Consider the following 23,861-nt stretch of genomic DNA (forward strand, 5'->3'; position numbering starts at 1 on the left):
CCGGATTTATCAGGATTTGGCGAAGGCCAGGAAATCGGCGTTGAACTGTTCCTTGTGGGTGTCGGTCAGGCCGTGCGGGGCGCCGGGATAGGTGATCAGCTTGGCGTGCTTGACGATGGCGGCCGAGGCGCGGCCGGCGGCGTCGATCGGCACGATCTGGTCGTCCTCGCCGTGGATCACCAGCGTCGGCTTGTCGAACTTTTTCAGGTCGTCGCGGAAGTCGGTTTCGGAGAAGGCCTTGATCGAGTCATAGGTGTTCTTGTGGCCGGCCTGCATGCCCTGCGCGTACCAGGCGGCGATGATGCCCTGCGACGGCTTGGCGCCCGGACGGTTGTAGTTGTAGAACGGGCCCGAGGCCAGGTCCAGGTACAGCTGCGCGCGGTTGGCGACCGAGGCGGCGCGGATGCCGTCGAACACCGACATCGGCAGGCCGCCGGGGTTGGTGGCGGTCTTGAGCATCAGCGGCGGCACGGCCGAGATCAGGCCCAGCTTGGCGATGCGCTGGGTGCCGTGGCGGCCCACGTAGCGCGCCACTTCGCCGCCGCCGGTGGAGAAGCCGGCCAGGATGATGTTCTTCAAATCCAGCGCTTCGATCAGCTGCGCCAGGTCGTCGGCGTAGTGGTCCATGTCGTTGCCGTCCCATGGCTGGCTCGAACGGCCGTGGCCGCGGCGGTCATGGGTGATGACGCGGAAACCGTTGTTGGCCAGGTGGAAGGCGGCCGATTCCCAGCTGTCGGCGTTCAGCGGCCAGCCATGGCTCAGGATCACCGGCTGGCCGCCGCGCGGGCCCCAGTCCTTGTAGTAGATCTCGACGCCGTCGCGGGTGGTGATGGTGCTGCCGTGCTTGTGCACCTTGGCGCCGGCTGCGGCGGCATGGCTGTCGCCGGCGACGGTGGCCAGCGGCAGGGCGGCCACGGCGGCGGCTGCGCCGACCATGGCGGAACGACGGGATGGGTTGACTTGCTGGCTTGCGCTGCTGGACATGATGGCTTCCTTTGAGGGTGAGTGATGAAGCCATGGTAGGGCGCTTTTCCCGCGCCGGGAACGCCCATACGTGCAATCCCGGATTGCGACTTTGCACATACCGCGATCGGGTCGCCGCCAGCCCCGACTAAAAGGAGAGGCGGGGTTTTAAGACTTGCATGATTGCATTCTTTACAAAAATCCATATACTTGGCGAGCTGATCCGCATACCGACGGATCTCACCTATGGGATGTGTAGAGACGATGGCTTTCCTGACCAAGAAGAAGATCGCGCTGGCCGTCGGCCTGCTCGTTATCGGCGGCGCCAGCGCCGCCTGGTATTCCAAAAGCAAGGCCCCGGTGGTCGAGCCGCCGCGCTTCCGCGTGGCCGCCGCCGAGACCGGCAACATCACGCAGACGGTGACGGCCACCGGCACCATCAACCCGGTGGCGCTGATCAACATCGGCTCGCAGGTGTCGGGCACGGTGAGCGAACTGAAGGCGGATTTCAACGACCGTGTGCAGAAGGGCCAGGTGCTGCTCAAGCTCGATCCGACCATCTTCAACGCCCAGATCCGCCAGGTCGAGGCGCAGCTGGCGTCGGCGCGCGCCAGCCTGCGGCTGGCGCAGGCCACCCACCAGCGCAACCAGACGCTGGTGACGCAAAGCTTCATCTCGCCGCTGGCGCTGGACCAGTCCAAGCGCGAGGTCGACGTGGCCCAGGCCAATATCCAGCTGGCGCAGGCGCAGCTGCAGCGCGCCCAGGCCGACCTGGACAACAGCGTGATACGCTCGCCGATCGACGGCGTCATCATCAAGCGCACGGTGGACCTGGGCCAGACCGTGGCCGCCTCGTTCACCACGCCGACCTTGTTCCAGATCGCCCGCGACCTGACCAAGATGCAGATCGATACCAGCGTCTCCGAGGCCGACGTCGGCGCGCTGAAGGAAGGGCAGGAGGCCCGCTTCGTGGTCGATGCCTATCCGGACAAGGAATTCGATGCGCGCATGCGCCAGTTCCGCCTGGCCGCCAACGTGGTGCAGAACGTCGTCACCTACAACGTGGTGCTGGACGTGGACAACAAGGAAGAGCTGCTCAAGCCGGGCATGACGGCCCAGGTGCGCCTGCTGGTCGGCAACCGCCAGCAGGTGTTGCGCATCCCGACGGCGGCGCTGCGCTTCCGCCTCAGCGACGAGGAGATCGAGAAGCAGGCCAAGCAGGACAAGGCGGCCGCCGCCAAGGCCGGCGGCGCCAGCGCCCCGGCCGCCGCCGTGGCCGAGGCGCCGCGGGAGGACGACATCGCCTTCCGCAGCAAGAGCGAACTGGCGCGCTCGTTCAAGGTCTACACGCTGGACGACAAGAACAACCCGGTGGCCAGGGATATCAAGATCGGCCTGTCCAACTTCCGCTACACCGAGGTGGTGGGCGGCGGGCTGAAAAAGGGCGACAAGGTGATCACCCGCGCCATCAACGAAAAACCGGGTGATCTGTGACGACGGCGCCGCAGCTGCTGATCGATATCCGCCAAGTCACCAAGAGCTATTTCTCCGGCAATGTCGAAACCCAGGTGTTGTTCGGCATCGACCTGGCGGTGCCTCGCGGCGACTTCCTGGCGGTGATGGGACAGTCCGGCTCGGGCAAGTCGACGCTGATGAATATCTTCGGCTGCCTCGACCAGGCCACCGGCGGCAGCTACCACCTGAACGGCGTCGACACGTTGACGCTGTCGCGCGCCGAGTTGGCGGGCATCCGCAACCGCACCATCGGCTTCGTGTTCCAGAGCTTTAACCTGATCAAGCGCATGAGCGTGGCGGAAAACGTGGCGCTGCCGCTGATCTACGCCGGCGTGTCGCGCTCCAAGGCGCACGCCAAGGCGCTGGTGGAGCTGGAGCGGGTCGGCCTGAAGGACTATGCCAGGCGCACGCCCAACCAGCTGTCCGGCGGCCAGCAGCAGCGGGTGGCGATCGCGCGCGCGCTGGTCGGCGATCCGCCGCTGATCCTGGCCGACGAGCCGACCGGCAACCTCGATACGCAGACCAGCATCGAGATCATGCGCTCCTTCCAGCAGCTCAACGAGGAACGCGGCATCACGATCTTGCTGGTGACGCACGAGCCGGATATCGCGGCCTACAGCAAGCGGCTGATGCGCCTCAAGGACGGCCACGTGCTGTACGACGGCCCGGCCGCGGAGGGCTTGCGGCTGATGTCGCAGGGCCATGAAGCGCCAACCGTATAAACTATATAAAACAATCATGAATCCTTTACAGATAGTGGTAGAGGCGTTTCGCTCGATGATGGCGAACCGCCTGCGCACGCTGCTGACCATGCTGGGCATCATCATCGGCATCACTTCGGTGGTGCTGCTGCTGGCGGTCGGCGACAGCATGAAGCGCTTCATCGCCAAGGAGCTGGAGCAACTGGGCACGAATATGCTGTTCGTCTCGCCCGGCGGCGACCGTGCGCAGCAGCAGCGCATGCGCACCGGCGCGGCGCCGGCGCTGACCATGGGCGATGCGGCGGCGCTCAACGCGCTGCCGTCGCTGGCCGGCGCGGCGGGCGTGCTGCAGGGCGGCTTCAACCTGGCGGTCGGCAACGAGAACGCGTCGAAGACGGTGCACGGCGTGACGCCGGCCATGTTCAAGATCCGCGGCTGGAAGATCGACAAGGGCAGCGCCTTCAGCGACGCCGACGTGCGCGCCGCCGCGCGCATGGTGGTGATCGGCAAGAAGATCGCCGACCAGTTCTTCTACAAGGTCGACCCGCTGGGCAAGTACATCCGCATCGAGAACGTGTCGTTCCAGGTGGTGGGCGTGCTGTACGGCGAGGGCAAGCAGGTGGACGGCGGCGACCTGGCCGACTACGTGCTGGTGCCGATCACGGCGTCGGCGGCCAACCTGGTGCGGCTGACCTTCCCCGGCAATGTGCATTATGTGGTGGCGCAGGGCAAGTCCGGCGGCAATCTGCAGGACGCCATCCAGGACATCAACGAAACGCTGCGCGACCGCCATCACATCAAGCTTGAGCAGCCGGACGATTTCCGCATCGACAACCTGGCCTCGTTCGCCGAGACCGCGCAGAAGATCAGCGCCGGCCTGGCCGCGCTGCTGGGCCTGATCGGCGCGATCTCGCTGATCGTCGGCGGCATCGGCATCATGAACATCATGCTGGTGTCGGTGACGGAGCGCACCCGCGAGATCGGCATCCGCATGGCGATCGGCGCCAAGCCGCGCGACGTGCTGCTGCAGTTCCTGACGGAGGCGGTGGTGATCTGCCTGGTGGGCGGCGTGTTCGGCATCATGCTGGCCACCGGGGCGGCGGCGGCCATCACCTCGACCGGCAAGTTCGACGTGTTCATCACCGTGCAGGCGGTGGTGGTGGCGTGCGGCTTCTCCAGCCTGGTGGGGGTGTTCTTCGGCTTCTATCCGGCGCGGCGCGCCTCGCGCCTGCTGCCGGTCGACTGCCTGCGCTACGAGTAGATCAGTAGTCGAACTTGCCGCTGCGGGCGGAATTCTTGAAGAAGGACGGCGCGGTTTCGCGCTCCTTCAGTTCCTGTTCGCGGCGCAGTTTGGCCTCCAGTTTCTTCTGGGCGATGCGCTCGTTGTGCTCGTCGATGCGCTGCTGCATGGCGCGGCCCTGTTTGCTGTTCCGTAGCAGGCTGAATTTCTGCAACATGGCGGCGGCCCAGATCAGGAACACCACGAGCAGCGCCAGCAGGTAGCCGGCCTGCCAGATGCCGTAGTTCTGGCTGATGATGGGGAACAGCGGACTGGCGTCCTCCAGCCAACCCTGGCCCAGCAGGCCGCAGATGGCCGCCAGCACGCCCAGCGACAGCGTCTTGACGATCAGCCAGCGGCTGGCCTTGACGCGCTGCTCCCAGAATTGCCGCGGGGCTTCGAGTTGGTCGGTGGGTATGGTCATAACGATAAGCTTGTTCGTGGCGGGCAGGGCGGCAGGTATTATGTCATATTTTCCGACGGGAAACTAAACCCGTATTGAGCCGGCGCAAACAACCACGGCCCGGTCCCCTGTGCGGGGCCGGGCCGTGGTTGCGTGTGGATGCTTAGTTTTTCTTGGCGATCTCGTTGCCGACGTAGGCGCCGCCGACCACACCGGCGATGGTGGCTGCGGTCTTGCCTTTGCCGCCGCCGACCTGGTTGCCGATCAAGCCGCCGACCACCGCGCCTATGCCCATGCCGAGCGGGCTGTTCTGGGCGACCGGCGCCGGCGCTTGTGGGGCGGGCGCGGCCTGGGCGCTGTAGTCGGCGTGGCCGGCATTGCGGGCCGGGGCGTCGCGGTGGTGCACCACGGTGCGGTGTTCAACCACGGCCGGGCGGGTTTGCTGCTGCGCCTGGGCGGCCAGCGGCTGGCCATTCATGGGCTGGCCGTTGATCGACTGGGCCGAGGCCGGCGCGACGCTGGCGGCGACCGGCGTGTTGTCCGGGGTGGCATGGGAGTTCGGCAGCAGGCCGGCGATCGACGCGGCGCCGACCAGGCTGACCAGGGTCAGGGACACGGCGGCTACGGCCATCAGTGGGTGGATGCGGGTGGTTTGAGCGATCGTCATTGTTGTTCTCCAATATTGCGCCACGGTGGCGCTTGCCCATATAACGGGCTGGAGAACAAAGCGGGTGACGCAGAAAGTGTTTCCAGCGTAAGCAGATGTTACGGTGCGCCGCGGGCGGCGTTGCGGCGCTCCAGCCATTCGCGGCCGCCGTGGTCCAGCGCCCTGGCGATGACGGCGGGCGGCAGGCTGTAGACCGTGGCCCAGCTGGCGCGGCCGTCGCCGGTGTTGGACGGGAAGCTGCTGGTCTCGACCGGCCAGTGGTATTTGCGCTTGAGCGCCTTGACGATGGCGGCCAGCGAGGTGCGGCCTTGCAGCGGCGGCGCGCCGGTCTGGTCGGCATCGGAAATGAGGACGGCGAGGACGGCGCCGCGTGCGGTCAGCGGTCCGGGGAAGATGGGGAGTTTGGCGGCAGGCATCGCGCCATTTTACCGGACGGCGCCGCGCGCACAGGCGCGGCGCCGTCCGGGGTTTGCGAAGGATGTTGCTTAAGCGGCTTGCGCAGCCTTGGCCTTGCGTTTGCGCGCCAGGCCAACCAGGCCCAGGCCGGCGCCCAGCATCAGGTAGGTGCTAGGTTCCGGCACGGCCGTTACCGACAGGCTGTCGATGCCGATGTAGTTGGAATTGTCGCCGCTCGGGCCGCCGTCGTCGACCGAGTAGTGCAGGGCGAAGGCGCCGTTGGTGGCGCCGGACAGGCCGCTCAGCGTGACGCTGTACTTGGTCCATTCCTCAGGGTAGCCGCCCACGTCCTGGCCGCCGTTCACCGACAGCAGCAGGCTGCTGAACGAACCGACGCTGTCGGCGCTGTTGCCGACATTGGTGCCGCCGACGTTGCTGAAGCGTACTTCCAGACGGTCAGGCCAGGACGAACCGTCAGCGGTGCGGGTGTAGAACGACAGGGTGTCGCCGTTGTGGTAGGTGGAGGTAGGCAGGATCAGCCAATTGCTGATGGTGGCCACGCCGGCGCCGTTGTTGAAGTTGGCGCCGAGGTAGGAATTGGCTGCACCCTGGTACGAACCGAATACGGTTGGATTCCCCTGGAACCAGTCGGTCGAGCCCAGTGGATCGCTGTTGTTGACCACCGTCCAGCCGGCAGGCACGCCGCCGTCGAAATTCTCGGTGAGCGCGTTGGCCGAAGCGGCGCCTGCACTCAGTACGGATGCCAGCAACAGCGAGGAAATCACAGCAGATTTAAACGAAACAGCCATTTCTACACCTCCATCAAGCAATCTAATGAAATCCGGCGAAGCCCCCGCCACGCCGGGCCATGCAATCTTTTTACAGATGAGCTTGCATGATCAAACCATAACATATGCACAATAAAAATATGAAAATTTAAACAAGTTTGCATATGATTTATATGATTTAGGACAAAAACAACAACGCCGGCGTGACGAGGTGGCGGTTCTTGCTTTCGGATTGCGTATTCAACAAAATGAATCTTTCGAAATGTATTAATGATATGATTTATTTTCTGGTAACTTTTCGGTTGCCGAACCTCGATAGGGAGCGAACATGTTGAAGAAAATCATCATCAGCGGCCTTCTGGCCGCAAGCACCACACTGGCGCATGCGGACACGCCGGCACCGACCCGCTGGGCGTTTTCGTGGACCGGTTTTTACTCGACGCTGGAGTATGGTTTTTTCCCGGATTACAAGTACAGCGGCACCTTTGGCGGTGTGGATGCCGATCACGATGGCGTCATCGCACTCAACGAATTGACCGAATTGAAGATCGACGGTGTCGACTACGCCACTTGCAATGGCCATTGCGGCGTGACGTCCTTCTCGTACAAGGTGGGCGGTGCACTGAGCTTCCTCGCTGGAGAGTCGCACTCCTATGGAGAATACCCGGAGCCGGGCTGGAGCGACACTTCGCTCGAGTACGAAGCCGGAGTGGCGATCCGCTATACCGTCTCGTACCAGATGCACTATGAGAGTTGGACGTATTTCTTCACGCCAGCAACGGTGGAGACGATAACGCAGCTGACGCCGGTGCCTGAGCCGGAGAGTTACGCCATGCTGGGCGCCGGGCTGCTGTTGCTGGCCGGCGTGGCGCGGTCGAGGAAAAAAGCGGGCCGCTAGACGCCGGACGACGGTGGTGACGGAGGGCGGGCGTTCCTGGATATTGCAAAGATCATAAAGTTAATATTTTAAATTTCATTAATGATATGATTTACGCCTTGGCAACCTTCCTGGTTGCCAGCCCTCGATAGGAGCGTATATGCTGAAGAAAATGATCGTTAGCGGCCTTCTGGCCGCATCCGCCACGCTGGCACATGCGGAGACCGCCGCGCCGTCCCGCTGGGAATTTTCGTGGACCGGTTTTCAATTGTCATCGGTGTTCCAGTTCCAGCCGGATGTCACCCACGGTGGGACCTTTGGCGGTGTGGACGCCAATCACAATGGCGCCATCGAACTGGGCGAATTGACCGAGCTGAAAATTGACGGGTTCGACTACGCCACCTGCGGTGGTGAATGCGGCGTGAAGTCCTTTTCCTACTCGCAGGGAGGCGGACTGAATTTCGTTGCAGGAAAAACGGAACGCTGGGGGACGCCACCGGGGCCGGATTGGGCCATCTATACTGTGGAATACAACACCGACTTCGGCATCGAATATGAGAGCGCGCAACAGATGCATCATGACTGGGAGGGCGCTTACTTCACGTCGGAAACAGTCAAGACGATTACCCAGCTGACGCCGGTGCCTGAGCCGGAAAGCTACGCCATGCTGGGCGCCGGGCTGCTGTTGCTGGCCGGCGTGGCGCGGTCGAGGAAAAAAGCGGGCCGCTAAGCGCCGCCTGCCGCCCGGCGCCGGACGCCGGGCAACAAAAAACCCGCCCAGCCTGGCGGCTTGCGGGTTTCAATGTGTTGGTGCCGGGAGCCGGAATCGAACCGGCACGCCTTGCGGCGCGGGATTTTGAGTCCCGTGCGTCTACCTATTCCGCCATCCCGGCAACGCGACCCGCATTATCACTGATTTACCCCCATGCCGCAAGCCATGGTGTGGAAATTTTATATTTTTACAAGTATTTATCCGCCGCCGAAGCGGGTATCATCACGCCTACCTTCCGCTTCCGCCGGCCCGCGCCGGCAGCTGCCGCATGAAAAATAACAAGATACGCGAAATAATCCTGGGCAAGGCGCTCGACCCGATGAAGAGCGAAACCCGCCACTCGATGGCGCTGGTGGCCTTCCTGGCCTGGGTCGGCCTCGGCGCCGACGGCCTGTCCTCTTCCGCCTACGGCCCCGAGGAAACCTTCCGCGCGCTGGGCAGCCATACCCACCTCGGCCTCTACATGGCGATCGCCACCGCCGTCACGGTGTTCATCATCGCGCTGGCCTACAACCAGGTGATCGAACTATTCCCCACCGGCGGCGGCGGCTACCGCGTGGCGACCAAGCTGGTCGGCCCCTACATGGGCCTGATCTCCGGCTGCGCGCTGATCCTCGACTATGTGCTGACCATCGCCATCTCCATCGCCTCCGGCGTCGACGCGCTGGCCTCCTTCCTGCCGCTGGGCTTCCAGCCCTACAAGCTGTGGGCCGAGGTGTTCTTCATCGGCCTGCTGATCGTGATGAACCTGCGCGGCCTGAAGGAAGCGATCCAGATCCTGCTGCCGATCTTCCTCGGCTTCGTCGCCACCCATTTGGTATTAATCGTTTACGGCATTTTCGCCCACGCCTCGCATCTGCCGGAACTGGTCCCGACCACGATGGCCGACACCGGCAAGCTGGCCAGCGAGATCGGCTGGACCGGCGTGGCCGGCATGCTGCTGCTGGCCTATTCGCAGGGCGGCGGCACCTACACCGGGCTGGAGGCGGTGTCCAACAACGTCAACCTGCTGGCCGAGCCGCGCGTGCGCACCGGCAAGGTGACGATGTTGTACATGGCGCTGTCGCTGGCGTTCACGGCCGGCGGCATCATCCTGCTGTACCTGCTGTGGGACGCCCATCCGGTGCCGGGCGAGACGCTCAACGCCTCCACCTTCAAGACCATCATCGCCAGCATGGGCCTGGGCGGCGAGACGCTCAACCAGCTGCTGCTGGTGATCGTGCTGGCGTTCGAGGCCGGGCTGCTGTTCGTGGCGGCCAACACCGGCTTCCTGGGCGGGCCGTCGGTGCTGTCGAACATGGCGTCCGATTCCTGGGTGCCGCACAAGTTCCGCTACCTGTCGACCCGGCTGGTGACGCAGAACGGCATCCTGGTGATGGGCATCGCCGCGCTGGCCATCCTGTGGTGGACCGGCGGCAGCGTGACGCTGCTGGTGGTGCTGTATTCGATCTCGGTGTTCCTGACCTTCGCCATTTCGCTGTTCGGCCTGGTGCTGTACTGGTCGCGCAACCGCCGGCCCGGCACCTACTGGAAGCGCCGCCTGCTGCTGTCGGCCACCGGCTTCGTGATCTGCGCCGGCATCCTGGCCATCCTGCTGGTCGAGCGCTTCACCGAGGGCGGCTGGGCGACGGCGCTGATCATCGCCGCCATCGCCGGCCTGTGCGTGCTGATACGCAAGCACTACCGCGCCACCAAGCAAGCCATCCATTCGGTCGACGAGGTGTTCGCCAGCCAGCCCTTCGGCCCGAACACGCAGCCGGTCGAACCCAATCCGGAAGACCAGACCGCCGTGTTCATCGTCGGCACCTCGCGCGGCGGCGGCCTGCACGCGCTGCTGTGGGTGCAGCGCATGTTCCCCCACCATTTCAAGAATTTCTTGTTCGTCAATGCGCGCACGGTCGATTCGCACGCCTACGGCGGCGAGGGCGCGCTGGAGCAGATGCGCGCAGAGGCGGCGGAGACGCTGGAGTTCTTTGTCGACTTCTGCCACAGCCACGGCATGGCGGCCTCGTCCTATCTGGGCTTCGGCACCGACGCGGTGGAGGAAGTGACCCGCATGTGCGAGGAGATCAGCCAGGAGTTCCCGCACGCGATCTTCTTCACCAGCAAGCTGATCTTCTCGTCCGACAACTGGTTCACGCGGCTGCTGCACAACCAGGCGGCGCTGGCGGCCCAGCGCCGCCTGCACCTGGAAGGCTTGCAGATGGTGATCTTGCCGATGAAGGTCTAGATGACGAAGCCGATGCCGTTCTTTTCCAGCACGCGTTTCATGTGGGCCTTTTTATCCGCGCCCACGGCCTGGCGCAGCGTGTAGTCTTCGCCGAAGGTTTTGTCCTCCGTCATGCGGGCTTCTTCCTTGGCCAGGTATTCCTCGATGCCGCAGATGCGTCTGGCCGGATTGCCGGCGTAGACCGAGTCCGAATCGACGTCGCGCGTGACGACCGAGCCGGCGCCGATGATGACGTTGTCGCCGATAGTCACGCCCGGCATGACGATGCTGCCGGCGCCGATGAAGACCTTGTTGCCGATCGTGACGTTCTTGATCTTGGTGTAGTTCAGGTGCATCTTGGTGCTGGCGTCGTGGGCCAGCAGGTGCACGCGCGGCGCCAGGGTGACGTTGTCGCCGATTTCGATCAGCCAGTAGTGCGAGTCGTCGATGATGCAGCCCTCCAGCATGTGGAAGTTGCTGCCCACCTTCATGCCGTTTTTGCGGTAGTGGTCGATCAGGTCGGGTTTGTCCCTGGGCCAGCCTATGGTCGCTTTCAGGCTTTTTTTAATGGCGCGCTTCAGAAGTTGTTTCATTTTCATCCTTTGGGGCATAGGTAGACGAGTCCTATGTTGCACCGCAATATTACACCGTTACGCCAAATCGCGGCGCACCAGAGGATGAAATATTAAAAAAATACTATGAACGCGGCGCCAGCTGCTGCTGCGCCAGCAGCGCGAAGATGGCGTCCTTAGACAGCACGTACTGGTCCATCAGTACCTCCTTCAGCTCGCCGATCTGCACACGGTAGTCGGCGATCGCCTGCAGCGTGTAGCTGTAGAGTTCGTCGGCCTTGGCCTCGACCTGGTCGAGGTCGCGCTCCTGGTGCTTGAACTGGCTGTAGTCCAGCTTGGAACGCGAATACATCGACAGCTGGTTGACCATCATGTCCAGCATCGAGGTGGCTTTCTGGATATCGTTCTGGCTGCCGACCGAGATGCCGCGCGCGCCGTAGAACAGTTCCTCCGCCGCGACGCCGCCGTACAGCTGGATCACGTCCTGCTCCAGCTCTTCCAGCGTGCGCAGCGCGACGTCGTCCGCGGCCGACAGCACATAGCCGAGCGCGCCCAGCTTGGATACCGACTCGGTGCTGATCTTGAGCAGCGGCGAGCGCTCCTTGACCTGCTCCAGCGTCATGCCCTGGCGCAGCCACGGGTCGATCTGCATGAAGAAGTGGCCCAGCTCGTGCAGCGCCACGCGCTCGCGCTGGCGCGTCTTCTCGGCCGTGGTGGCGCGGTCGGTCAGGCCGATGGTGGCGCGCTCGAAGGCGCGGAACATCAGCGCGGTGTCGATCACCGCGTGCTCCTGGATGGCGATCATGCTGGCGCGCTCGACCACCGTCTGCAGCAGCGCCGGGCTGAGGTTGGCCGTGATCTCGGCCACCTGGTCGAGGTTGAGCTGGTCCCAGTTCACGCAGCCGTCGGCCTTGCGCGCCAGGAAGGCGCGCAGCAGCTCGCGCCGCTCGGTCTTGTTCGGCAGGCGGAAGTTGATCTTGACCGAGAAGCGGCGCAGCATCGCCTCGTCCATCTGCGACGAGGCGTCGTCGAAGTTGGAGGCCACCACCCAGATCACGCCCGCGCCCTGGTCGCTGCGCACGCCGTCGAGCAGGCCCAGCAGGGTGTTGGCGGTGTCGTCTTCCCATTTCTTTTCGCCGCGGCCGCGCGGCATGAACAGGCTTTGGGCTTCGTCGAGGAAAATGATACAGCTGCCGCGCGCGCAAGCCTTGCGGTGTAACGCGTGCAGCGCCTTGGAGCCGCCGCCGATGTAGCCGGACTCCAGCGCCGAGGCCGAGGCCTGGATCAGCGGCACGTCGAGGCGCTTGGCCAGGTAGCCGGCCAGCTTGGTCTTGCCGGTGCCCGCCGGCCCGGTCAGCATGACGTTGAAGGGCTTGTCGATATCGTGTTCGCGGTAGACCGCGCGGTTGCGTATCATGTCCTCCAGGTGCAGCACTTCCTGCTTGATGTCCTCCATGCCGATCAGGTCGTCCATGCTGCCGCTCAGCTGGTCCGGCGTCAGCACCGTGGCCGACACGCCCGTCCCGGGCAGGCCGTGGCGCAGCACGAACAGCGCCAGGCCGACCAGCAGCAGGTCGACCGCGTGGCGCCGCAGGAAGGCGCCGACGCGCGCCAGCTTGCTGTCTTCCTCGTCCTGCAGCACCGCGCGGTGCGAGGCCAGGTAATCGTCGCGCGCGATGGCGTAGGGGATGTTATGGCGCAGCAGGATCTCGCGCTCCAGGCTCTGGTGCGTGCTGGCCGGCACCTTGACCACGTACAGCAGCGGATCGTCGCGCAGCTTGAACACATAGCGCGGCGCTTCCGACAGCGGCGCCGCCACCATCAGGTATTCCAGCCGCTCGCGCTCGCCCGCCAGCGCGGTGATCTGCGAGATGTCCTGCGAGCGCAGCATCGGGTGCTGGTCCTGCGGCACGTCGGCGCGCCAGCCGAGCAGCACCACGATGGCCGCGGCCAGCAGCACCAGTCCGGCGCGCACGTAATTGTTACGCAGGGCGGTGTGAAGTTTGTACAGATTAAACATGACGCTATCCAGGCCAGAGGGCTGTGCGGCTGATGGCGGGCTGGTGCGCAGGGGCGGGGCGCAGCAGCCGAGGCCGCTATGGCCGGCGCGCGAGGTGGGGCGCTGCCGGGGTGTTGCCTTCAATATTGCGAAACAAACATGCCGTGTGGCAACTCGGCATACCGGCACTATAGCGGGACTGCGGCGCTTTGTCTCGGTTGTGCTGAAAAAAAAGGCAGGTGCCGCAACAACGGCGGCGCGGCTGCCGTTCATCGCGATTTTCGACGTTTTGCGCACGCGGATTGACAGCTCGTCGCATACGCCGGATCTTGCGCGCGCGCTTTGTTAATCTGTACATGTCTACCGCTGATTCGATCAAGCAGCGGTGGCTCCCCGGCAGTATTTACAACGCACTCATCTAACGGAGCACACCATGAAAACCACTCTCTTCGGCGTCGTCGCCGCTCTCGCTTTCGCCACCCTCCCAGCGGCCCACGCCGACGATACCAGCGTCCAGATCAAAGGCGGCCACGCCCGCATCCACATCATGCAGGAAGACTTTGCCGACTACAAAAATGCGTATCAGTTGACCAACGGCCAGGTGCTGAAATTCAGCCAGCGCCAGGCCCACTTCTACGCGCAGGTCGACAAGGGCGAGCGCGTCGAGATCTTCCCTACCGCCCGCGACCAGTTCGTCAGCGATGCCGGCACCCGCTTCGACTTCAGCGATGAAGCCCAGACCGTCGGCGTCGCCAACTTCGGCCGCCTGCCGCTGGCCAAGGCCACCGGCGACGCCATCGTCATGGCCAAGCGTTGATGCCGGGTGCGACGCCGGCAGGGCCTAGTGTTCGTACTTGCGTTCGAGGCGCGCCAGACTACCGTCGCGCCGCATCTCCGCCAGTGCCGCGTTGAGCTTGTCCACCAGCTCATCCGGCACTGAGGGGTTGCACGCGAGGTAGACCTTGATGCGGTTGAACACCAGCAGCGGCACCACCTTGTCCGCCCACTCCTGCCGGCTCGGTCCGGGGCTGCCGGTGCGCATGCCCACCGCCCACAAATCTATGCGCTTGAGCAGCACCTTCTGCGGGTTGGCCAGGTCGTTGCTGACCGGCTCGACATTGAAACCGCGGCTGCGCAGATACTCGTCGCGCGCATCGCCGATGTAGGTGCCGATGCGCAGCTTGCGCGCATCCTCCAGCGTCTTCAACGGGAACTCGTGGTCGGCGCGGCCCCACAACACCCATTCGGCCTCGTCGGTCGGTCCTATCCATTTGAACAGTTTTTCACGCTCGGGCGTGCGCGAGGTCGAGTACACGCAGGTGTGCGGCTGGCTCTGCGCCATCAGGTAGGCGCGCTTCCACGGGAACAGCTCGATCTTGTAGGGGGTGGCGGTGCGCGCCATCAGCTCGCGCACCTTGTCGGTTTCGCGGCCGGTCACGCCGTCCGGCCCCTGCATGCTGGCGGGCGGCGCGTGTTCGGTGACGATGTTCAGCGGCGTGGCGGCGCCGGCATCCGCGCCGGCGGCAGCGAGTAACAATGGCAGGAAAATAAGTCGCATGGGCTGGCCGCTTTCTCGTCAAAAGCATAGCAGCAATGCGAAGCGGGCGGCAACACTGTCGCCCGCCGGCCTTGCGTGCGGCGGCCTAGTCGGCGCGGCGGTACAGGCGGAAGCGCTCGTCGCGGTCGGCCGGGCGGCGGCCTTCCCACAGCAGGCGCCATTGCTGGTCGCGGTAGCGCGCCGGAATCTCGCGCTCGTCGCGCAGTTTGATGCTGTCCTGCAGCAGCAGCATGTCGCAGGCATCGCCTTCGACGCCGGCGAACGGCAGCTGGGCGTAGTAGGCGAACGAGGCGCGCTGCGCCGGGCCGACGTTGGACTCGATGCAGCGCGCGTTCGGCGGCAGCTTGTCGGCGATCTGGCGCGCCACGCTGGCGTAGCTCTTGCTGTAATTGACGTCGGGCAGGAACAGGGTCATCAGCAGGATCCAGATCAGGATCAGCCCGCCGGACGACAGCACCACCGCGCGCCACAGCACGGCGGGCTGGCGCGAGATGCGCCAGTGCACCAGCGCGAACCAGCCGGCGGTGGCGGCCAGCGCCACCAGCAGCGCGATCCAGCCCAGCTCCGGATGGAAGCCCGGCACCAGCTTGAGCGCGTTCTTGGCGGCCTTGGCCGGCCAGCCGGTCAGCTTGGCGATCCAGAACACCCAGATCACGGCCGCGCACAAGGTCAGCGCCATCACCGAGAACCAGTCGATGGCGTTGATGGCGCCGCGCTTCATGGTCAGCAGGCCGAAGGCGGCCATGATGGCCAGCGGCGGCAGCAGCACCAGCAGCTGGCCTTGCTCGGGCTGGCTGTTGAACAGCGTCAGCAGCGCGCCCATGGTGACGAAGGCCAGCGGCACCACGATGTGCAGCGCGCGGCGCTGGCGGCGCCAGGCCCACACGGCCCAGCCGGCGAACGGCCACGCCGGCCAGAAGAACCAGACGCCGACGCGGAAGAAGAATTTGAGCGACACCGCGCTCGGCAGGCCGAACAGCTCCAGGTTCCAGGCCAGCCAGGCGTTCAGCGGCAGCTGGTGATACGGTTGCAGCCATTGCGCCGGCAGCAGCCACAGCGCGGCCACGGCGCCGCCGACGGCGATGGTGGCGCCCAGGTCGCGCATCGCGCGGATAGCGGGCTGGTCGAGGAAGCGGGTGCAGGCGAACAGGGCCAGCATGAGCAGCACCGGCGTGACCCAGCCGCGCGTCAAGATCAGCAGGCCGACCGCCAGGCCGCTGAGGGCGGCGTTGCGCAGCGACGGGCCTTCCACATAGCGCACGGTGCGGTACAGCAGCAGCGCCACCAGCGACACCTGCAGCGCCTCCGAGGTGGTCTCGTGGCTGTGCAGCAGCAAGCCCAGGCAGCCGAGGTAGAGCAGCACGGCGGCGTCGGCCAGCGTGCGGCCGAAGTCGTCCGGTTCGGGCTGGCCGCCGAAGGCCAGGCGCAGCGGCTGCGCATCCTGGCGGCGCCCCAGGTTGAAGGTGGCGTACCACAGCGACAGCACGCCCAGCAGGAACACGCCGACGGTGCCGACGCGGGCCGCCGGCACGTCGCCGATCAGCCAGCCGAACAGCTTGATGCCGAGCGCGCCCAGCCAGAACGCCAGCGGGCCTTCGTCCGGCATCGACAGGCCGGCGATGTTCGGCCACAGCCAGTCCTGCCAAGTGCCGTGCGCCATGGTCCACATGATGCCGAAGCTGGCGGCGTCGTCGTTCTTCCACGGGTCGCGGCCGATCAGGCCAGGCAGGATGTACAGCAGGCCCAGGGCAAACAAGGCCCAGCGCGGCAGTGCCAGGGTAGCGGCGGCGGGAAGACGGACTGGCTTCATCGATCGGTATGCAAGTGAGAGGTGAACGGGAGTATGAAGGAAAACCGGCTGGCGGCGGCGGCGACAAACAAAAAAAGCAGCCAGAGGCTGCTTTTTTCATGATCGCGGCGAAAATCAGCCTTGTGCGATTTGGGTCTTCGAACCCACGGCGCCGAACTTCTGGCGGAATTTCTCAACGCGGCCAGCGGTGTCGACGATTTTGTGCTTGCCGGTGTAGAACGGGTGCGATTCAGCCGACACCTCGATCTTGATCAGCGGGTATTCTTTACCGTTGTGCTCGATCTTTTCGCGGGTCTGGATGGTCGAACGGGTAACGAATTTGAAGTCGCACGACAGGTCGTGGAACACCACTTCGCGGTAGTCTGGATGGATTTCTGGTTTCATTTGAAGCCTCGGTTAGTTAGGTAGCCAAACAGCACTTCGTCGGTCGGTACTGCTTCGTGACCCGATTGCCGCTCACTTGCCAGAATTAAAAATAATGCGATCGGCGATTATACCGGTGTAAACGCAAACAGGCAACCGAGGTTGCCTGTTTGTCATGATGCACTTCGCTTTTACTACCCCGGCATCGCGCGGCGGTTAAAACCGCTCGCGGCGAGGCGCCCCGACGAAGACAGTGCGAATAGCACGGCTAGGAGGGGCAACGAAGCTGTGGGCGGTTTTAACCGCCGCGCCGCATCATGTCGAAGAACTCACCGTTGTTCTTGGTGGCCTTCATCTTGTCGAGGATGAACTCCATCGCTTCGATCTCGTCCATCGAGTACAGCAACTTGCGCAGGATCCAGATCTTCTGCAGCTGGTCCGGCTTGATCAGCAGCTCTTCGCGGCGGGTGCCCGATTTGTTCAGGTTGATCGCCGGGTAGACGCGCTTCTCGGCCAGGCGGCGCTCCAGGTGCACCTCCATATTGCCGGTACCCTTGAATTCCTCGTAGATCACGTCGTCCATGCGCGAACCGGTTTCGATCAGCGCGGTGGCGATGATGGTCAGCGAGCCGCCTTCCTCGATGTTGCGCGCGGCGCCGAAGAAGCGCTTAGGACGTTGCAGCGCGTTGGCGTCCACACCGCCGGTCAGCACCTTGCCGGAGGCAGGGATCACGGTGTTGTAGGCGCGCGCCAGGCGGGTGATCGAGTCCAGCAGGATGACCACGTCTTTTTTCATCTCGACCAGGCGCTTGGCTTTTTCCAGCACCATCTCGGCGACCTGCACGTGGCGGGTGGCCGGTTCGTCGAAGGTCGAGGCGACCACTTCGCCGCGCACGGAGCGCTGCATCTCGGTCACTTCCTCCGGGCGTTCGTCGATCAGCAGCACGATCAGCGTCACGTCCGGGTGATTCGAGGTGATCGCGTGGGCGATATGCTGCAGCACCACCGATTTGCCGGACTTCGGCGACGCCACCAGCAGGCCGCGCTGGCCCTTGCCGATCGGCGCGATCAGGTCGATGATGCGGCCGGTGATGTTCTCGGTGCCGTTGATGTCACGTTCCAGGCGCAGCGGCTCGTTCGGGTGCAGCGGCGTCAGGTTCTCAAACAATATGCGGTGCTTCGACGCTTCCGGCGATTCGCCGTTGACCTTGTCCACCTTGACCAGCGCGAAATAGCGCTCGCCATCCTTGGGGGTGCGCACTTCGCCCTCGATCGAATCGCCGGTGTGCAGGTTGAAGCGGCGGATCTGCGATGGGGAAATGTAGATGTCGTCGGTGGACGCCATGTAGCTGGCGTCCGGCGAGCGCAGGAAGCCGAATCCGTCCGGCAGCACTTCCAGGGCGCCGTCGCCGAAGATCTGTTCGCCGGTCTTGGCGCGCTTTTTCAGGATCGCAAACATCAACTCCTGTTTGCGCAGACGCGCCGCGTTGTCGATATCAAGACCGATGGCCATCTCCAGCAATGCCGAGACGTGTAGGGCCTTTAATTCAGATAGATGCATATGTGTTGAGTGTCCCGTGACGGGAAAGTAAAGGTAGGGGAGGGGACTGCGTGGTTGTCTCTGTTATTAAACGGCGCCGCGGGCGCGGCACCGTTTTGGTCCAGCGTAATACTATCTTACTTAGATATTGCTGTCGATGAAAGAGGTCAGCTGGCCTTTCGCCATGGCGCCAACCTTTTGCGCCGCTGCGACACCGTTCTTGAACAGGATCAGGGTCGGGATGCCGCGGATGCCGAACTTGGCAGGCACTGCCTGGTTGGCGTCGACGTCCATCTTGGCGATCAGGATCTTGCCGTCGTATTCCTTGGCGACTTCTTCCAGGATCGGGGCGATGCTCTTGCAAGGACCGCACCACTCGGCCCAGAAATCGACCAGCACCGGGCGGTCGGATTTCAGGACGTCGGCGTCAAAAGAAGTATCGGTGATGTGTTTGATGTTTTCGCTCATATATTCCTCAATCGAGGTCTGTGGGATCAATAACGCCTGGGGATTATGCCATGTTGTCTGCAATCGCCATCAACGTTGCCGGTAACAGGCAGCAGATGGTGGCCAATTGCGCGAATTCAATGTCTTGGAAGGGATGGCAACAAGGTCGGCAGGCGGGGATGGCGTAAATAATAACCCATTTTTTAGAAATGTGCGGCAGATTGTAGAAACCATCTAAACTATTTGCCATTGTTGTCAAGAACCGGCCCGGCCTGCGGCCGGCAGCGCGCCGCCGCGCGGGCCAGCAGCGCCGCCAGCGTGCCGATCTCCAGCGGCTTGGCGCAGGCGTCGAGGATGGCCAGGCCCTGCGCCTCGGCCAGGCGGGCGGCGGTCTTGAGCACCGCTCTGTCCACGCCCGACAGCAGCACCACGCAGCCGCCGTACTGCTGCGCGGCGGCCAGCCGCAGGAAGTCGATGCCGTCCATGACCGGCATGCTGAGGTCGCAGATCAGCAGCTCCGGCGGACGCAGGCGCAGCGCCACCAGCGCGCGGCGGCCGTCGGTTTCGCTCAGCACCTCGTGCTCGCCCAGGCTGGCGATCATGTCGGCCAGCAGTTCCAGCATGAATCCGTCGTCGTCCAGCAGCAATATCCGCATGGTGTGTTGCCTGCCTCAGTTGTCGTCGGCGAAAGTGGTGTTGGTCATGATTTGTTCGGTGATCAGTTCCAGCAGCGGCCACAGCCGCGCCAGCAGGGCTTGCGCGCGCGCCGCCGTCTGCGCGTGCGGGCCGTCGGCCGGCAACTGTTCGATCTCCAGCATCAGCTCGCCCATGCCGAGGGCGCCGACGGTGCGCGCCGGCGATTTCAGCCGGTGGCCCAGCTCGCGCACCTGGACCAGATCGCCCCGCTGCAGCGCGCGCTCCATCTTGGTCAGGCCCTCCTGGGTGTTCTGCAGGAACTTGAAGGCGAACTTGCGCACCTTGTGCGGATGATAGCCCAGCAGCTTGGCCAGGATGGACAGGTCGATCACCGCCGGGTCGCCGCCCAGCGTGGCCTTGAAGGCCGGGCGCGGCGCGGCCGGCGGCGCTTCGCTCAGGGCGTCGCCGCTGCGCACCGGCAGCCAGTTGGCGATGGTCTGGTACATCAGCGCCGGCTGGATCGGCTTGGAGATGAAGTCGTCCATGCCGGCCTCGATGCAGCGCACCCGGTCTTCGTTGGTGGCGGTGGCGGTCATGGCCAGCACCCGCAGGTCGGCCAGGCCGGGGTCGGCGCGGATGCGGCGCGTGGTTTCCAGGCCGTCCATCAGCGGCATCTGCACGTCCATCAGCACGCAGTCGAAGGCGGTCTGGCGCAGCAGCTCCAGCGCCTCCATGCCGTTGGCGGCCAGGCACACCGAGGAGCCCACTTCCTCCAGCATCTCCAGCGCGATCTGCTGGTTGAAGGTGTTGTCCTCGACCAGCAGGATGCGGGCGTTCTTCAGCGCGGCCATGACGGCGGCGCTGCGCGAGGACGCCAGCAGTTCGGCGGCGGCGTCCTTGACGCGGTCGATCAGCGCCGGCACGCTGGCGCTGGAGATGCCCAGGCGCGCGGTGAACCAGAAGGTGCTGCCCTGGCCGGGCCGGCTGCGCACGCCGACCTCGCCGCCCATCAGCTGCGCCAGCTGCTTGCAGATCGCCAGCCCCAGGCCGGTGCCGCCGTACTCGCGCGTGGTCGACGTGTCGGCCTGCTGGAAGGACTGGAACAGCTTGTCGATCTCGGCCTCGGACAGGCCGATGCCGCAGTCGCTGACCTCGAAGCGCAGCAGGCAGCCGGTGGCGTCGCCCACCACCTGGCGCACCCGCACCTCGATGCGGCCCTTCTCGCTGAACTTGATGGCGTTGTTGGTGTAGTTGATCAGCACCTGGCCCAGGCGCAGCGGATCGCCGCGCAGCACCCGGGGCAGGCCGGGGTCGAGGTCGAACACCAGCTCCAGCTCGCGGCTGGCGGCCTTGGGCGCGACCACCGTGGTCAGCGTCTGGATCACGTGGTCGAGCGCGAAGTCGACCTGCTCGATCTCCAGCTTGCCCGCCTCGATCTTGGAGATGTCGAGGATGTCGTCGATGATGCCCAGCAGGTGCTCGCCGGCGAAGCGGATTTTTTCCAGGTAGTCGCGCTGGCGCGGATCGAGGTCGGTCTTCAGCGCCAGGTAGGCCATGCCGATCACGCCGTTCATCGGCGTGCGGATCTCATGGCTCATATTGGCCAGGAACTGGCCCTTGGTCTGGCTGGCGTCTTCGGCCAGCAGGCGGGCCTGGTTCAATTCCACGGTGCGCATCGCCACCCGTTCTTCCAGGTGTTCGTTCAGTTCGCGCAGCTGGTCTTCGCCGTGCTTGCGGTCGGTGATGTCGGTCAGGCTGGCCACCACCAGCGGCACCGCGCCGCTGTCGTCGGGTATCGGCTCGGCGTTGACCGACAGCCAGTGCATGCCGCCGCCCGGCTGGCTCACGCCCATCACCACGTCGCGCACCGACATGCCGGTGACGATGGCCAGCCGCACCGGATGGCTGGCGGCGTCGAACGGCGTGCCGTCCTCGCGCACGCCGCGCCACAGGCTGCCGCCGTCGACCGCCAGCGAGTGCGCCAGCATGCGCGCGGCGGCGGCGTTGCTCTCCAGGATGCGGCCGTCGCCGTCGACCATCACCAGGCCGTTGGTGACGGCGTTGAAGATCGACGCCAGCCGCTGGCTGGAGCTGCGCAGCGCGCTGTCGGCGTGGCGCCGCGCGGTGATATCGGTCAGCATCGCCAGCGTGCCGGCGTAGTGGCCGGCGTCGGAGTTGATGACGGTGGTCGACAGCAGGCACCACACCGCGCTGCCGTCGCGCCGCAGGAAGCAGACGTCGCCCTGGCAAGCCTCGCCGGCCAGGCGGCGCTGCAGGTGCTGCTTGAGCAGGGCGCGGCCGTCGTCGTCCATGAAGTCGGTCATCACGCGGCCCAGCATCTGCTCGACGTCGTAGTCCAGCATGCGCGCCATGGTGGGGTTGACGAAGCTGGTGCGGTCGTCGGCGCCGGTCATCCAGATGCCTTCGGCGGCGGTCTGCACGATCAGCCGGTAGCGCTCGGAGCTGGCGTGCAGCGCCTCCTCGGCGCGCTGGCGCTGGGTCATGTCGCGCAGCGCCATCACCACCAGCTCCTGGCCGGCCAGCATCACCGGCGCGATGTGCACCATGGCCGGGAAGCTGCCGCCGTCGGCGCGGATCGCGCTCAGCACGCGGCCCGGCAGGTTGGGGCGCGAGAACAGCTCGCGCACGCGGCCGTTGCTGCGCATCGCCTCCGGCGCCAGCTGCTCGACCGAGCGCCCGGTCATCGTGCCCTCGTAGCCGAAGCTGCGCGCGCAGGCCGGGTTGGCGTAGCGCACCCGGCCGCTCTTGTCGGCGATCAGCATCGCGCCCGGCGTGGCGTCGATGATGGCGCACATGCGCGCCTCCTCGGCGGCGGCGCGCTCGCTGATGTCGGCCATGGTGCCGATGGCGCGCAGCGGCCGGCCGGCGGCGTCGCGCTCGACGATCATGCCGCGCGCCAGCGACCAGATCCAGCCGCCGTTCTTGGTGCGCATGCGGTGCTCGCTGAAGATCTGGGCGTTCGATTCGGGCAGGCTGGCCAGGTAGTACTGGGTGCTGCGCTCGACGCGGGCCACGTCGTCCGGGTGCACATGGCCCAGCCATTGCTCCAGCGTCGGCGCGAACTCGCCGGGGCCGTAGCCCAGCAGCGCGCAATAGCGCGGCGACAGCGTCAGCATGCCGGTGTCGACCTGCCACTCCCACATGCCGATGCCCGAGCTCTCCAGCGCGAAGCTGGCGAAGCGTTCGGACTTGTCCAGCTCCGCGCGCGTGGCGCGCAGCGCCGCCGCCTGCCGGCGCAGGCGCCACAGCACGCCCGCCGTCAGCGCCAGCACCAGCAGCGCCGCCAGCGCCGTGGCGTAGCGCTGCAGGCGGTTGCCGGGCTGCGGCTGGTACAGGAAGCCGTCCAGCTTGAAGTCGGCCGGCAGCATGCCCTGGCCGATGTAGGTGCGGGCGATGGCTTGCCAGCGTTCGGGATTGCTGTAACCCAGTTCGATCAGGCCCTGCTCCAGCAGCGGCGCGATGCGCTGGGCTTCGTACATCAGGTGTTCGCGGCTGTGGCGCTCGGGATAGCGCGCCCGTATCAGGTCGGCGATCTCGCCGGGATGCGCCATCGCGTAGCGCCAGCCGCGCAGCGTGGCCTCGCGCAGCGCCTGCGCGCGCAGGGGATGTTCGCGCAGCTCGCTCTCGGTGGTGTACAGGGTGTCGCCGTAGAAGTCGTCGCCCAGCATGCGCGGCGACAGGATCTCGTAACCGACGCTGCTGCGCTCGAGCGTGTACGGCGCCTCGGTGATGTAGATCGACATGGCGTCGGCGCGGCCTTCGAGCAGGTCGTCGGTGTTGTAGCTGTGCGCCGGCTGCGCCAGGCTGTCGGGACGGATGCCCTGTTTTTTCAGGAACACCACCAGCTCTTCATTGTTCGGCGCCAGCATCACGCGGCTGCCGGGCCAGGGGCGCGGCTTGCCGTCGGCGTCGTGGCGCACCAGCAGCGCGGCGGCCGAATGCTGGAAGATCGACGCCAGCGCCACCACCGGCTGGCCGCGTCCGCGCGCCACCAGCAGCGAGGTGTTGCCGACGCCGTACTGGGCGCGGCCGTCAAGCACCGACTGGGTGGGATCGACGCCGGGGCGGGCCTCGATCAGCGTGACGTCGAGGCCGACGTCGCGGTAGTAGCCCTGGTCCTGCGCCGCGTAGTAGCCGGCGAACTGGAACTGGTGCGTCCACTTGAGCTGCAGGCTGACCTTTTCCGCCGCCTGCGCGCCGCCGATGCCGCCCAGGCCCCAGGCCAGCACGAGCGCAGCCGCCGTCAGCCGGCTTGGCAGACGGCGCCAGAAGAGGGGGCTGGAACGGCGGTGCAACAAGAGCTTCCCTTTCAATCCGCAAGGCATTACCTGTTTCTACTATGGCC

21 protein-coding genes and 1 tRNA gene are annotated in these 23,861 nt (G+C 65.2%); 7 read left to right on the forward strand and 15 right to left on the reverse strand.

Going from position 1 to position 23,861, the window contains the following annotated elements; all coding sequences use genetic code 11:
* Nucleotides 1–9 precede the first annotated feature (9 nt).
* On the reverse strand, nucleotides 10–984 hold the full coding sequence (locus DUGA2_RS28835) for an alpha/beta fold hydrolase (protein WP_070272798.1): 975 nt from the start codon (nucleotides 982–984) through the stop codon (nucleotides 10–12).
* A 243-nt stretch (nucleotides 985–1,227) separates the two neighbouring features.
* Here DUGA2_RS28835 and DUGA2_RS28840 point away from each other — a divergent pair, with 243 nt between their 5' ends.
* From DUGA2_RS28840 to DUGA2_RS28850, 3 genes are read left to right on the forward strand one after another with little or no spacing between them, the layout of a single operon-like run.
* Entirely contained in the window at nucleotides 1,228–2,457 is a 1,230-nt protein-coding gene (locus DUGA2_RS28840; RefSeq protein WP_070272799.1) for an efflux RND transporter periplasmic adaptor subunit, read from the forward strand.
* The gene (locus DUGA2_RS28845) at nucleotides 2,454–3,200 is read left to right on the forward strand and encodes an ABC transporter ATP-binding protein (RefSeq protein WP_070272800.1); all 747 of its coding nucleotides are present in this window, start codon (nucleotides 2,454–2,456) and stop codon (nucleotides 3,198–3,200) included. Before DUGA2_RS28840 ends, DUGA2_RS28845 begins: the two co-directional genes overlap by 4 nt.
* A 55-nt stretch (nucleotides 3,201–3,255) precedes the next feature.
* Nucleotides 3,256–4,440, forward strand: coding sequence for an ABC transporter permease (locus DUGA2_RS28850; protein WP_083296524.1), 1,185 nt, complete (start codon nucleotides 3,256–3,258; stop codon nucleotides 4,438–4,440).
* Between the two features lies 1 nt (nucleotide 4,441).
* On the opposite strand, the gene DUGA2_RS28855 is transcribed toward DUGA2_RS28850, so the two are convergent.
* The 4 genes from DUGA2_RS28855 to DUGA2_RS28870 form a co-directional block, all read right to left on the reverse strand.
* Nucleotides 4,442–4,882 (reverse strand): hypothetical protein, encoded by a 441-nt coding sequence (locus DUGA2_RS28855; protein WP_070272802.1) that lies wholly within the window; start codon nucleotides 4,880–4,882, stop codon nucleotides 4,442–4,444.
* A 142-nt stretch (nucleotides 4,883–5,024) separates the two neighbouring features.
* A complete protein-coding gene (locus tag DUGA2_RS28860) occupies nucleotides 5,025–5,528 on the reverse strand; it encodes a glycine zipper 2TM domain-containing protein (RefSeq protein ID WP_070272803.1) in 504 nt (167 codons plus the stop codon).
* 98 nt (nucleotides 5,529–5,626) lie between these two features.
* A complete protein-coding gene (locus tag DUGA2_RS28865) occupies nucleotides 5,627–5,944 on the reverse strand; it encodes a hypothetical protein (protein WP_008452413.1) in 318 nt (105 codons plus the stop codon).
* Nucleotides 5,945–6,013: 69 nt separating this feature from the next.
* A complete protein-coding gene (locus tag DUGA2_RS28870) occupies nucleotides 6,014–6,733 on the reverse strand; it encodes a choice-of-anchor J family PEP-CTERM protein (protein ID WP_070272804.1) in 720 nt (239 codons plus the stop codon).
* A gap of 307 nt (nucleotides 6,734–7,040) precedes the next feature.
* Between DUGA2_RS28870 and DUGA2_RS34645 the strand changes: the two genes are divergently transcribed.
* Nucleotides 7,041–7,610: a PEP-CTERM sorting domain-containing protein gene (locus DUGA2_RS34645; RefSeq protein WP_070272805.1), complete on the forward strand. Its 570-nt coding sequence runs from the start codon at nucleotides 7,041–7,043 to the stop codon at nucleotides 7,608–7,610.
* Between the two features lie 139 nt (nucleotides 7,611–7,749).
* Entirely contained in the window at nucleotides 7,750–8,319 is a 570-nt protein-coding gene (locus DUGA2_RS34650; protein WP_070272806.1) for a PEP-CTERM sorting domain-containing protein, read from the forward strand.
* Nucleotides 8,320–8,397: 78 nt separating this feature from the next.
* Here DUGA2_RS34650 and DUGA2_RS28885 read toward each other — a convergent pair.
* Nucleotides 8,398–8,482: transfer RNA gene (locus tag DUGA2_RS28885), tRNA-Leu, on the reverse strand.
* Nucleotides 8,483–8,629: 147 nt separating this feature from the next.
* On the opposite strand from DUGA2_RS28885, the gene DUGA2_RS28890 reads away from it, so the two are divergent.
* Nucleotides 8,630–10,591 carry an APC family permease gene (locus tag DUGA2_RS28890; protein ID WP_070272807.1) on the forward strand — a complete coding sequence of 654 codons (1,962 nt, stop codon included), beginning with the start codon at nucleotides 8,630–8,632 and terminating at the stop codon, nucleotides 10,589–10,591.
* Here the strand turns inward: DUGA2_RS28890 and DUGA2_RS28895 are convergent.
* Nucleotides 10,588–11,163: a DapH/DapD/GlmU-related protein gene (locus DUGA2_RS28895; protein ID WP_070272845.1), complete on the reverse strand. Its 576-nt coding sequence runs from the start codon at nucleotides 11,161–11,163 to the stop codon at nucleotides 10,588–10,590. The genes DUGA2_RS28890 and DUGA2_RS28895 overlap by 4 nt on opposite strands.
* Before the next feature lie 103 nt (nucleotides 11,164–11,266).
* Nucleotides 11,267–13,162: an AAA family ATPase gene (locus DUGA2_RS28900; RefSeq protein WP_070272808.1), complete on the reverse strand. Its 1,896-nt coding sequence runs from the start codon at nucleotides 13,160–13,162 to the stop codon at nucleotides 11,267–11,269.
* A gap of 412 nt (nucleotides 13,163–13,574) precedes the next feature.
* Here DUGA2_RS28900 and DUGA2_RS28905 point away from each other — a divergent pair, with 412 nt between their 5' ends.
* Nucleotides 13,575–13,958 carry a gel scht gene (locus DUGA2_RS28905; RefSeq protein WP_070272809.1) on the forward strand — a complete coding sequence of 128 codons (384 nt, stop codon included), beginning with the start codon at nucleotides 13,575–13,577 and terminating at the stop codon, nucleotides 13,956–13,958.
* Nucleotides 13,959–13,982: 24 nt separating this feature from the next.
* Here the strand turns inward: DUGA2_RS28905 and DUGA2_RS28910 are convergent, their stop codons facing one another.
* The 7 genes from DUGA2_RS28910 to DUGA2_RS28940 all read right to left on the reverse strand — a co-directional run bounded on the left by DUGA2_RS28910 (nucleotide 13,983) and on the right by DUGA2_RS28940 (nucleotide 23,814).
* Nucleotides 13,983–14,699 (reverse strand): ABC transporter substrate-binding protein, encoded by a 717-nt coding sequence (locus DUGA2_RS28910; protein WP_070272810.1) that lies wholly within the window; start codon nucleotides 14,697–14,699, stop codon nucleotides 13,983–13,985.
* A gap of 85 nt (nucleotides 14,700–14,784) precedes the next feature.
* Nucleotides 14,785–16,509 (reverse strand): glycosyltransferase family 39 protein, encoded by a 1,725-nt coding sequence (locus DUGA2_RS28915; protein WP_070272811.1) that lies wholly within the window; start codon nucleotides 16,507–16,509, stop codon nucleotides 14,785–14,787.
* 114 nt (nucleotides 16,510–16,623) lie between these two features.
* Nucleotides 16,624–16,893, reverse strand: a complete 270-nt coding sequence (locus DUGA2_RS28920) for a type B 50S ribosomal protein L31 (protein ID WP_008452394.1) — start codon at nucleotides 16,891–16,893, stop codon at nucleotides 16,624–16,626.
* 277 nt (nucleotides 16,894–17,170) lie between these two features.
* Entirely contained in the window at nucleotides 17,171–18,433 is a 1,263-nt protein-coding gene (gene rho / locus DUGA2_RS28925; RefSeq protein ID WP_070272812.1) for a transcription termination factor Rho, read from the reverse strand.
* Nucleotides 18,434–18,553: 120 nt separating this feature from the next.
* Nucleotides 18,554–18,880, reverse strand: a complete 327-nt coding sequence (trxA, locus tag DUGA2_RS28930; RefSeq protein ID WP_008452390.1) for a thioredoxin TrxA — start codon at nucleotides 18,878–18,880, stop codon at nucleotides 18,554–18,556.
* Between the two features lie 218 nt (nucleotides 18,881–19,098).
* Nucleotides 19,099–19,515 carry a response regulator gene (locus tag DUGA2_RS28935; protein WP_070272813.1) on the reverse strand — a complete coding sequence of 139 codons (417 nt, stop codon included), beginning with the start codon at nucleotides 19,513–19,515 and terminating at the stop codon, nucleotides 19,099–19,101.
* Nucleotides 19,516–19,530: 15 nt separating this feature from the next.
* Nucleotides 19,531–23,814 (reverse strand): PAS domain S-box protein, encoded by a 4,284-nt coding sequence (locus DUGA2_RS28940; protein WP_070272814.1) that lies wholly within the window; start codon nucleotides 23,812–23,814, stop codon nucleotides 19,531–19,533.
* Nucleotides 23,815–23,861 lie beyond the last annotated feature (47 nt).

Origin of the sequence: Duganella sp. HH101 (assembly GCF_001758795.1) — a bacterium.
GTDB classification, from domain to species: domain Bacteria; phylum Pseudomonadota; class Gammaproteobacteria; order Burkholderiales; family Burkholderiaceae_D; genus Rugamonas; species Rugamonas rivuli.

What these genes read in the sequence shown, in the direction of transcription:
- DUGA2_RS28835 (WP_070272798.1), bottom strand. Translation starts at nt 984, where the DNA reads ATGTCCAGCAGCGCAAGCCAGCAAGTCAACCCATCCCGTCGTTCCGCC.
- DUGA2_RS28840 (WP_070272799.1), top strand. Translation starts at nt 1,228, where the DNA reads ATGGCTTTCCTGACCAAGAAGAAGATCGCGCTGGCCGTCGGCCTGCTC.
- DUGA2_RS28850 (WP_083296524.1), top strand. Translation starts at nt 3,256, where the DNA reads ATGATGGCGAACCGCCTGCGCACGCTGCTGACCATGCTGGGCATCATC.
- DUGA2_RS28855 (WP_070272802.1), bottom strand. Translation starts at nt 4,882, where the DNA reads ATGACCATACCCACCGACCAACTCGAAGCCCCGCGGCAATTCTGGGAG.
- DUGA2_RS28860 (WP_070272803.1), bottom strand. Translation starts at nt 5,528, where the DNA reads ATGACGATCGCTCAAACCACCCGCATCCACCCACTGATGGCCGTAGCC.
- DUGA2_RS28865 (WP_008452413.1), bottom strand. Translation starts at nt 5,944, where the DNA reads ATGCCTGCCGCCAAACTCCCCATCTTCCCCGGACCGCTGACCGCACGC.
- DUGA2_RS28870 (WP_070272804.1), bottom strand. Translation starts at nt 6,733, where the DNA reads ATGGCTGTTTCGTTTAAATCTGCTGTGATTTCCTCGCTGTTGCTGGCA.
- DUGA2_RS34645 (WP_070272805.1), top strand. Translation starts at nt 7,041, where the DNA reads ATGTTGAAGAAAATCATCATCAGCGGCCTTCTGGCCGCAAGCACCACA.
- DUGA2_RS34650 (WP_070272806.1), top strand. Translation starts at nt 7,750, where the DNA reads ATGCTGAAGAAAATGATCGTTAGCGGCCTTCTGGCCGCATCCGCCACG.
- DUGA2_RS28890 (WP_070272807.1), top strand. Translation starts at nt 8,630, where the DNA reads ATGAAAAATAACAAGATACGCGAAATAATCCTGGGCAAGGCGCTCGAC.
- DUGA2_RS28895 (WP_070272845.1), bottom strand. Translation starts at nt 11,163, where the DNA reads ATGAAACAACTTCTGAAGCGCGCCATTAAAAAAAGCCTGAAAGCGACC.
- DUGA2_RS28900 (WP_070272808.1), bottom strand. Translation starts at nt 13,162, where the DNA reads ATGTTTAATCTGTACAAACTTCACACCGCCCTGCGTAACAATTACGTG.
- DUGA2_RS28905 (WP_070272809.1), top strand. Translation starts at nt 13,575, where the DNA reads ATGAAAACCACTCTCTTCGGCGTCGTCGCCGCTCTCGCTTTCGCCACC.
- DUGA2_RS28910 (WP_070272810.1), bottom strand. Translation starts at nt 14,699, where the DNA reads ATGCGACTTATTTTCCTGCCATTGTTACTCGCTGCCGCCGGCGCGGAT.
- DUGA2_RS28915 (WP_070272811.1), bottom strand. Translation starts at nt 16,509, where the DNA reads ATGAAGCCAGTCCGTCTTCCCGCCGCCGCTACCCTGGCACTGCCGCGC.
- DUGA2_RS28920 (WP_008452394.1), bottom strand. Translation starts at nt 16,893, where the DNA reads ATGAAACCAGAAATCCATCCAGACTACCGCGAAGTGGTGTTCCACGAC.
- rho (WP_070272812.1), bottom strand. Translation starts at nt 18,433, where the DNA reads ATGCATCTATCTGAATTAAAGGCCCTACACGTCTCGGCATTGCTGGAG.
- trxA (WP_008452390.1), bottom strand. Translation starts at nt 18,880, where the DNA reads ATGAGCGAAAACATCAAACACATCACCGATACTTCTTTTGACGCCGAC.
- DUGA2_RS28935 (WP_070272813.1), bottom strand. Translation starts at nt 19,515, where the DNA reads ATGCGGATATTGCTGCTGGACGACGACGGATTCATGCTGGAACTGCTG.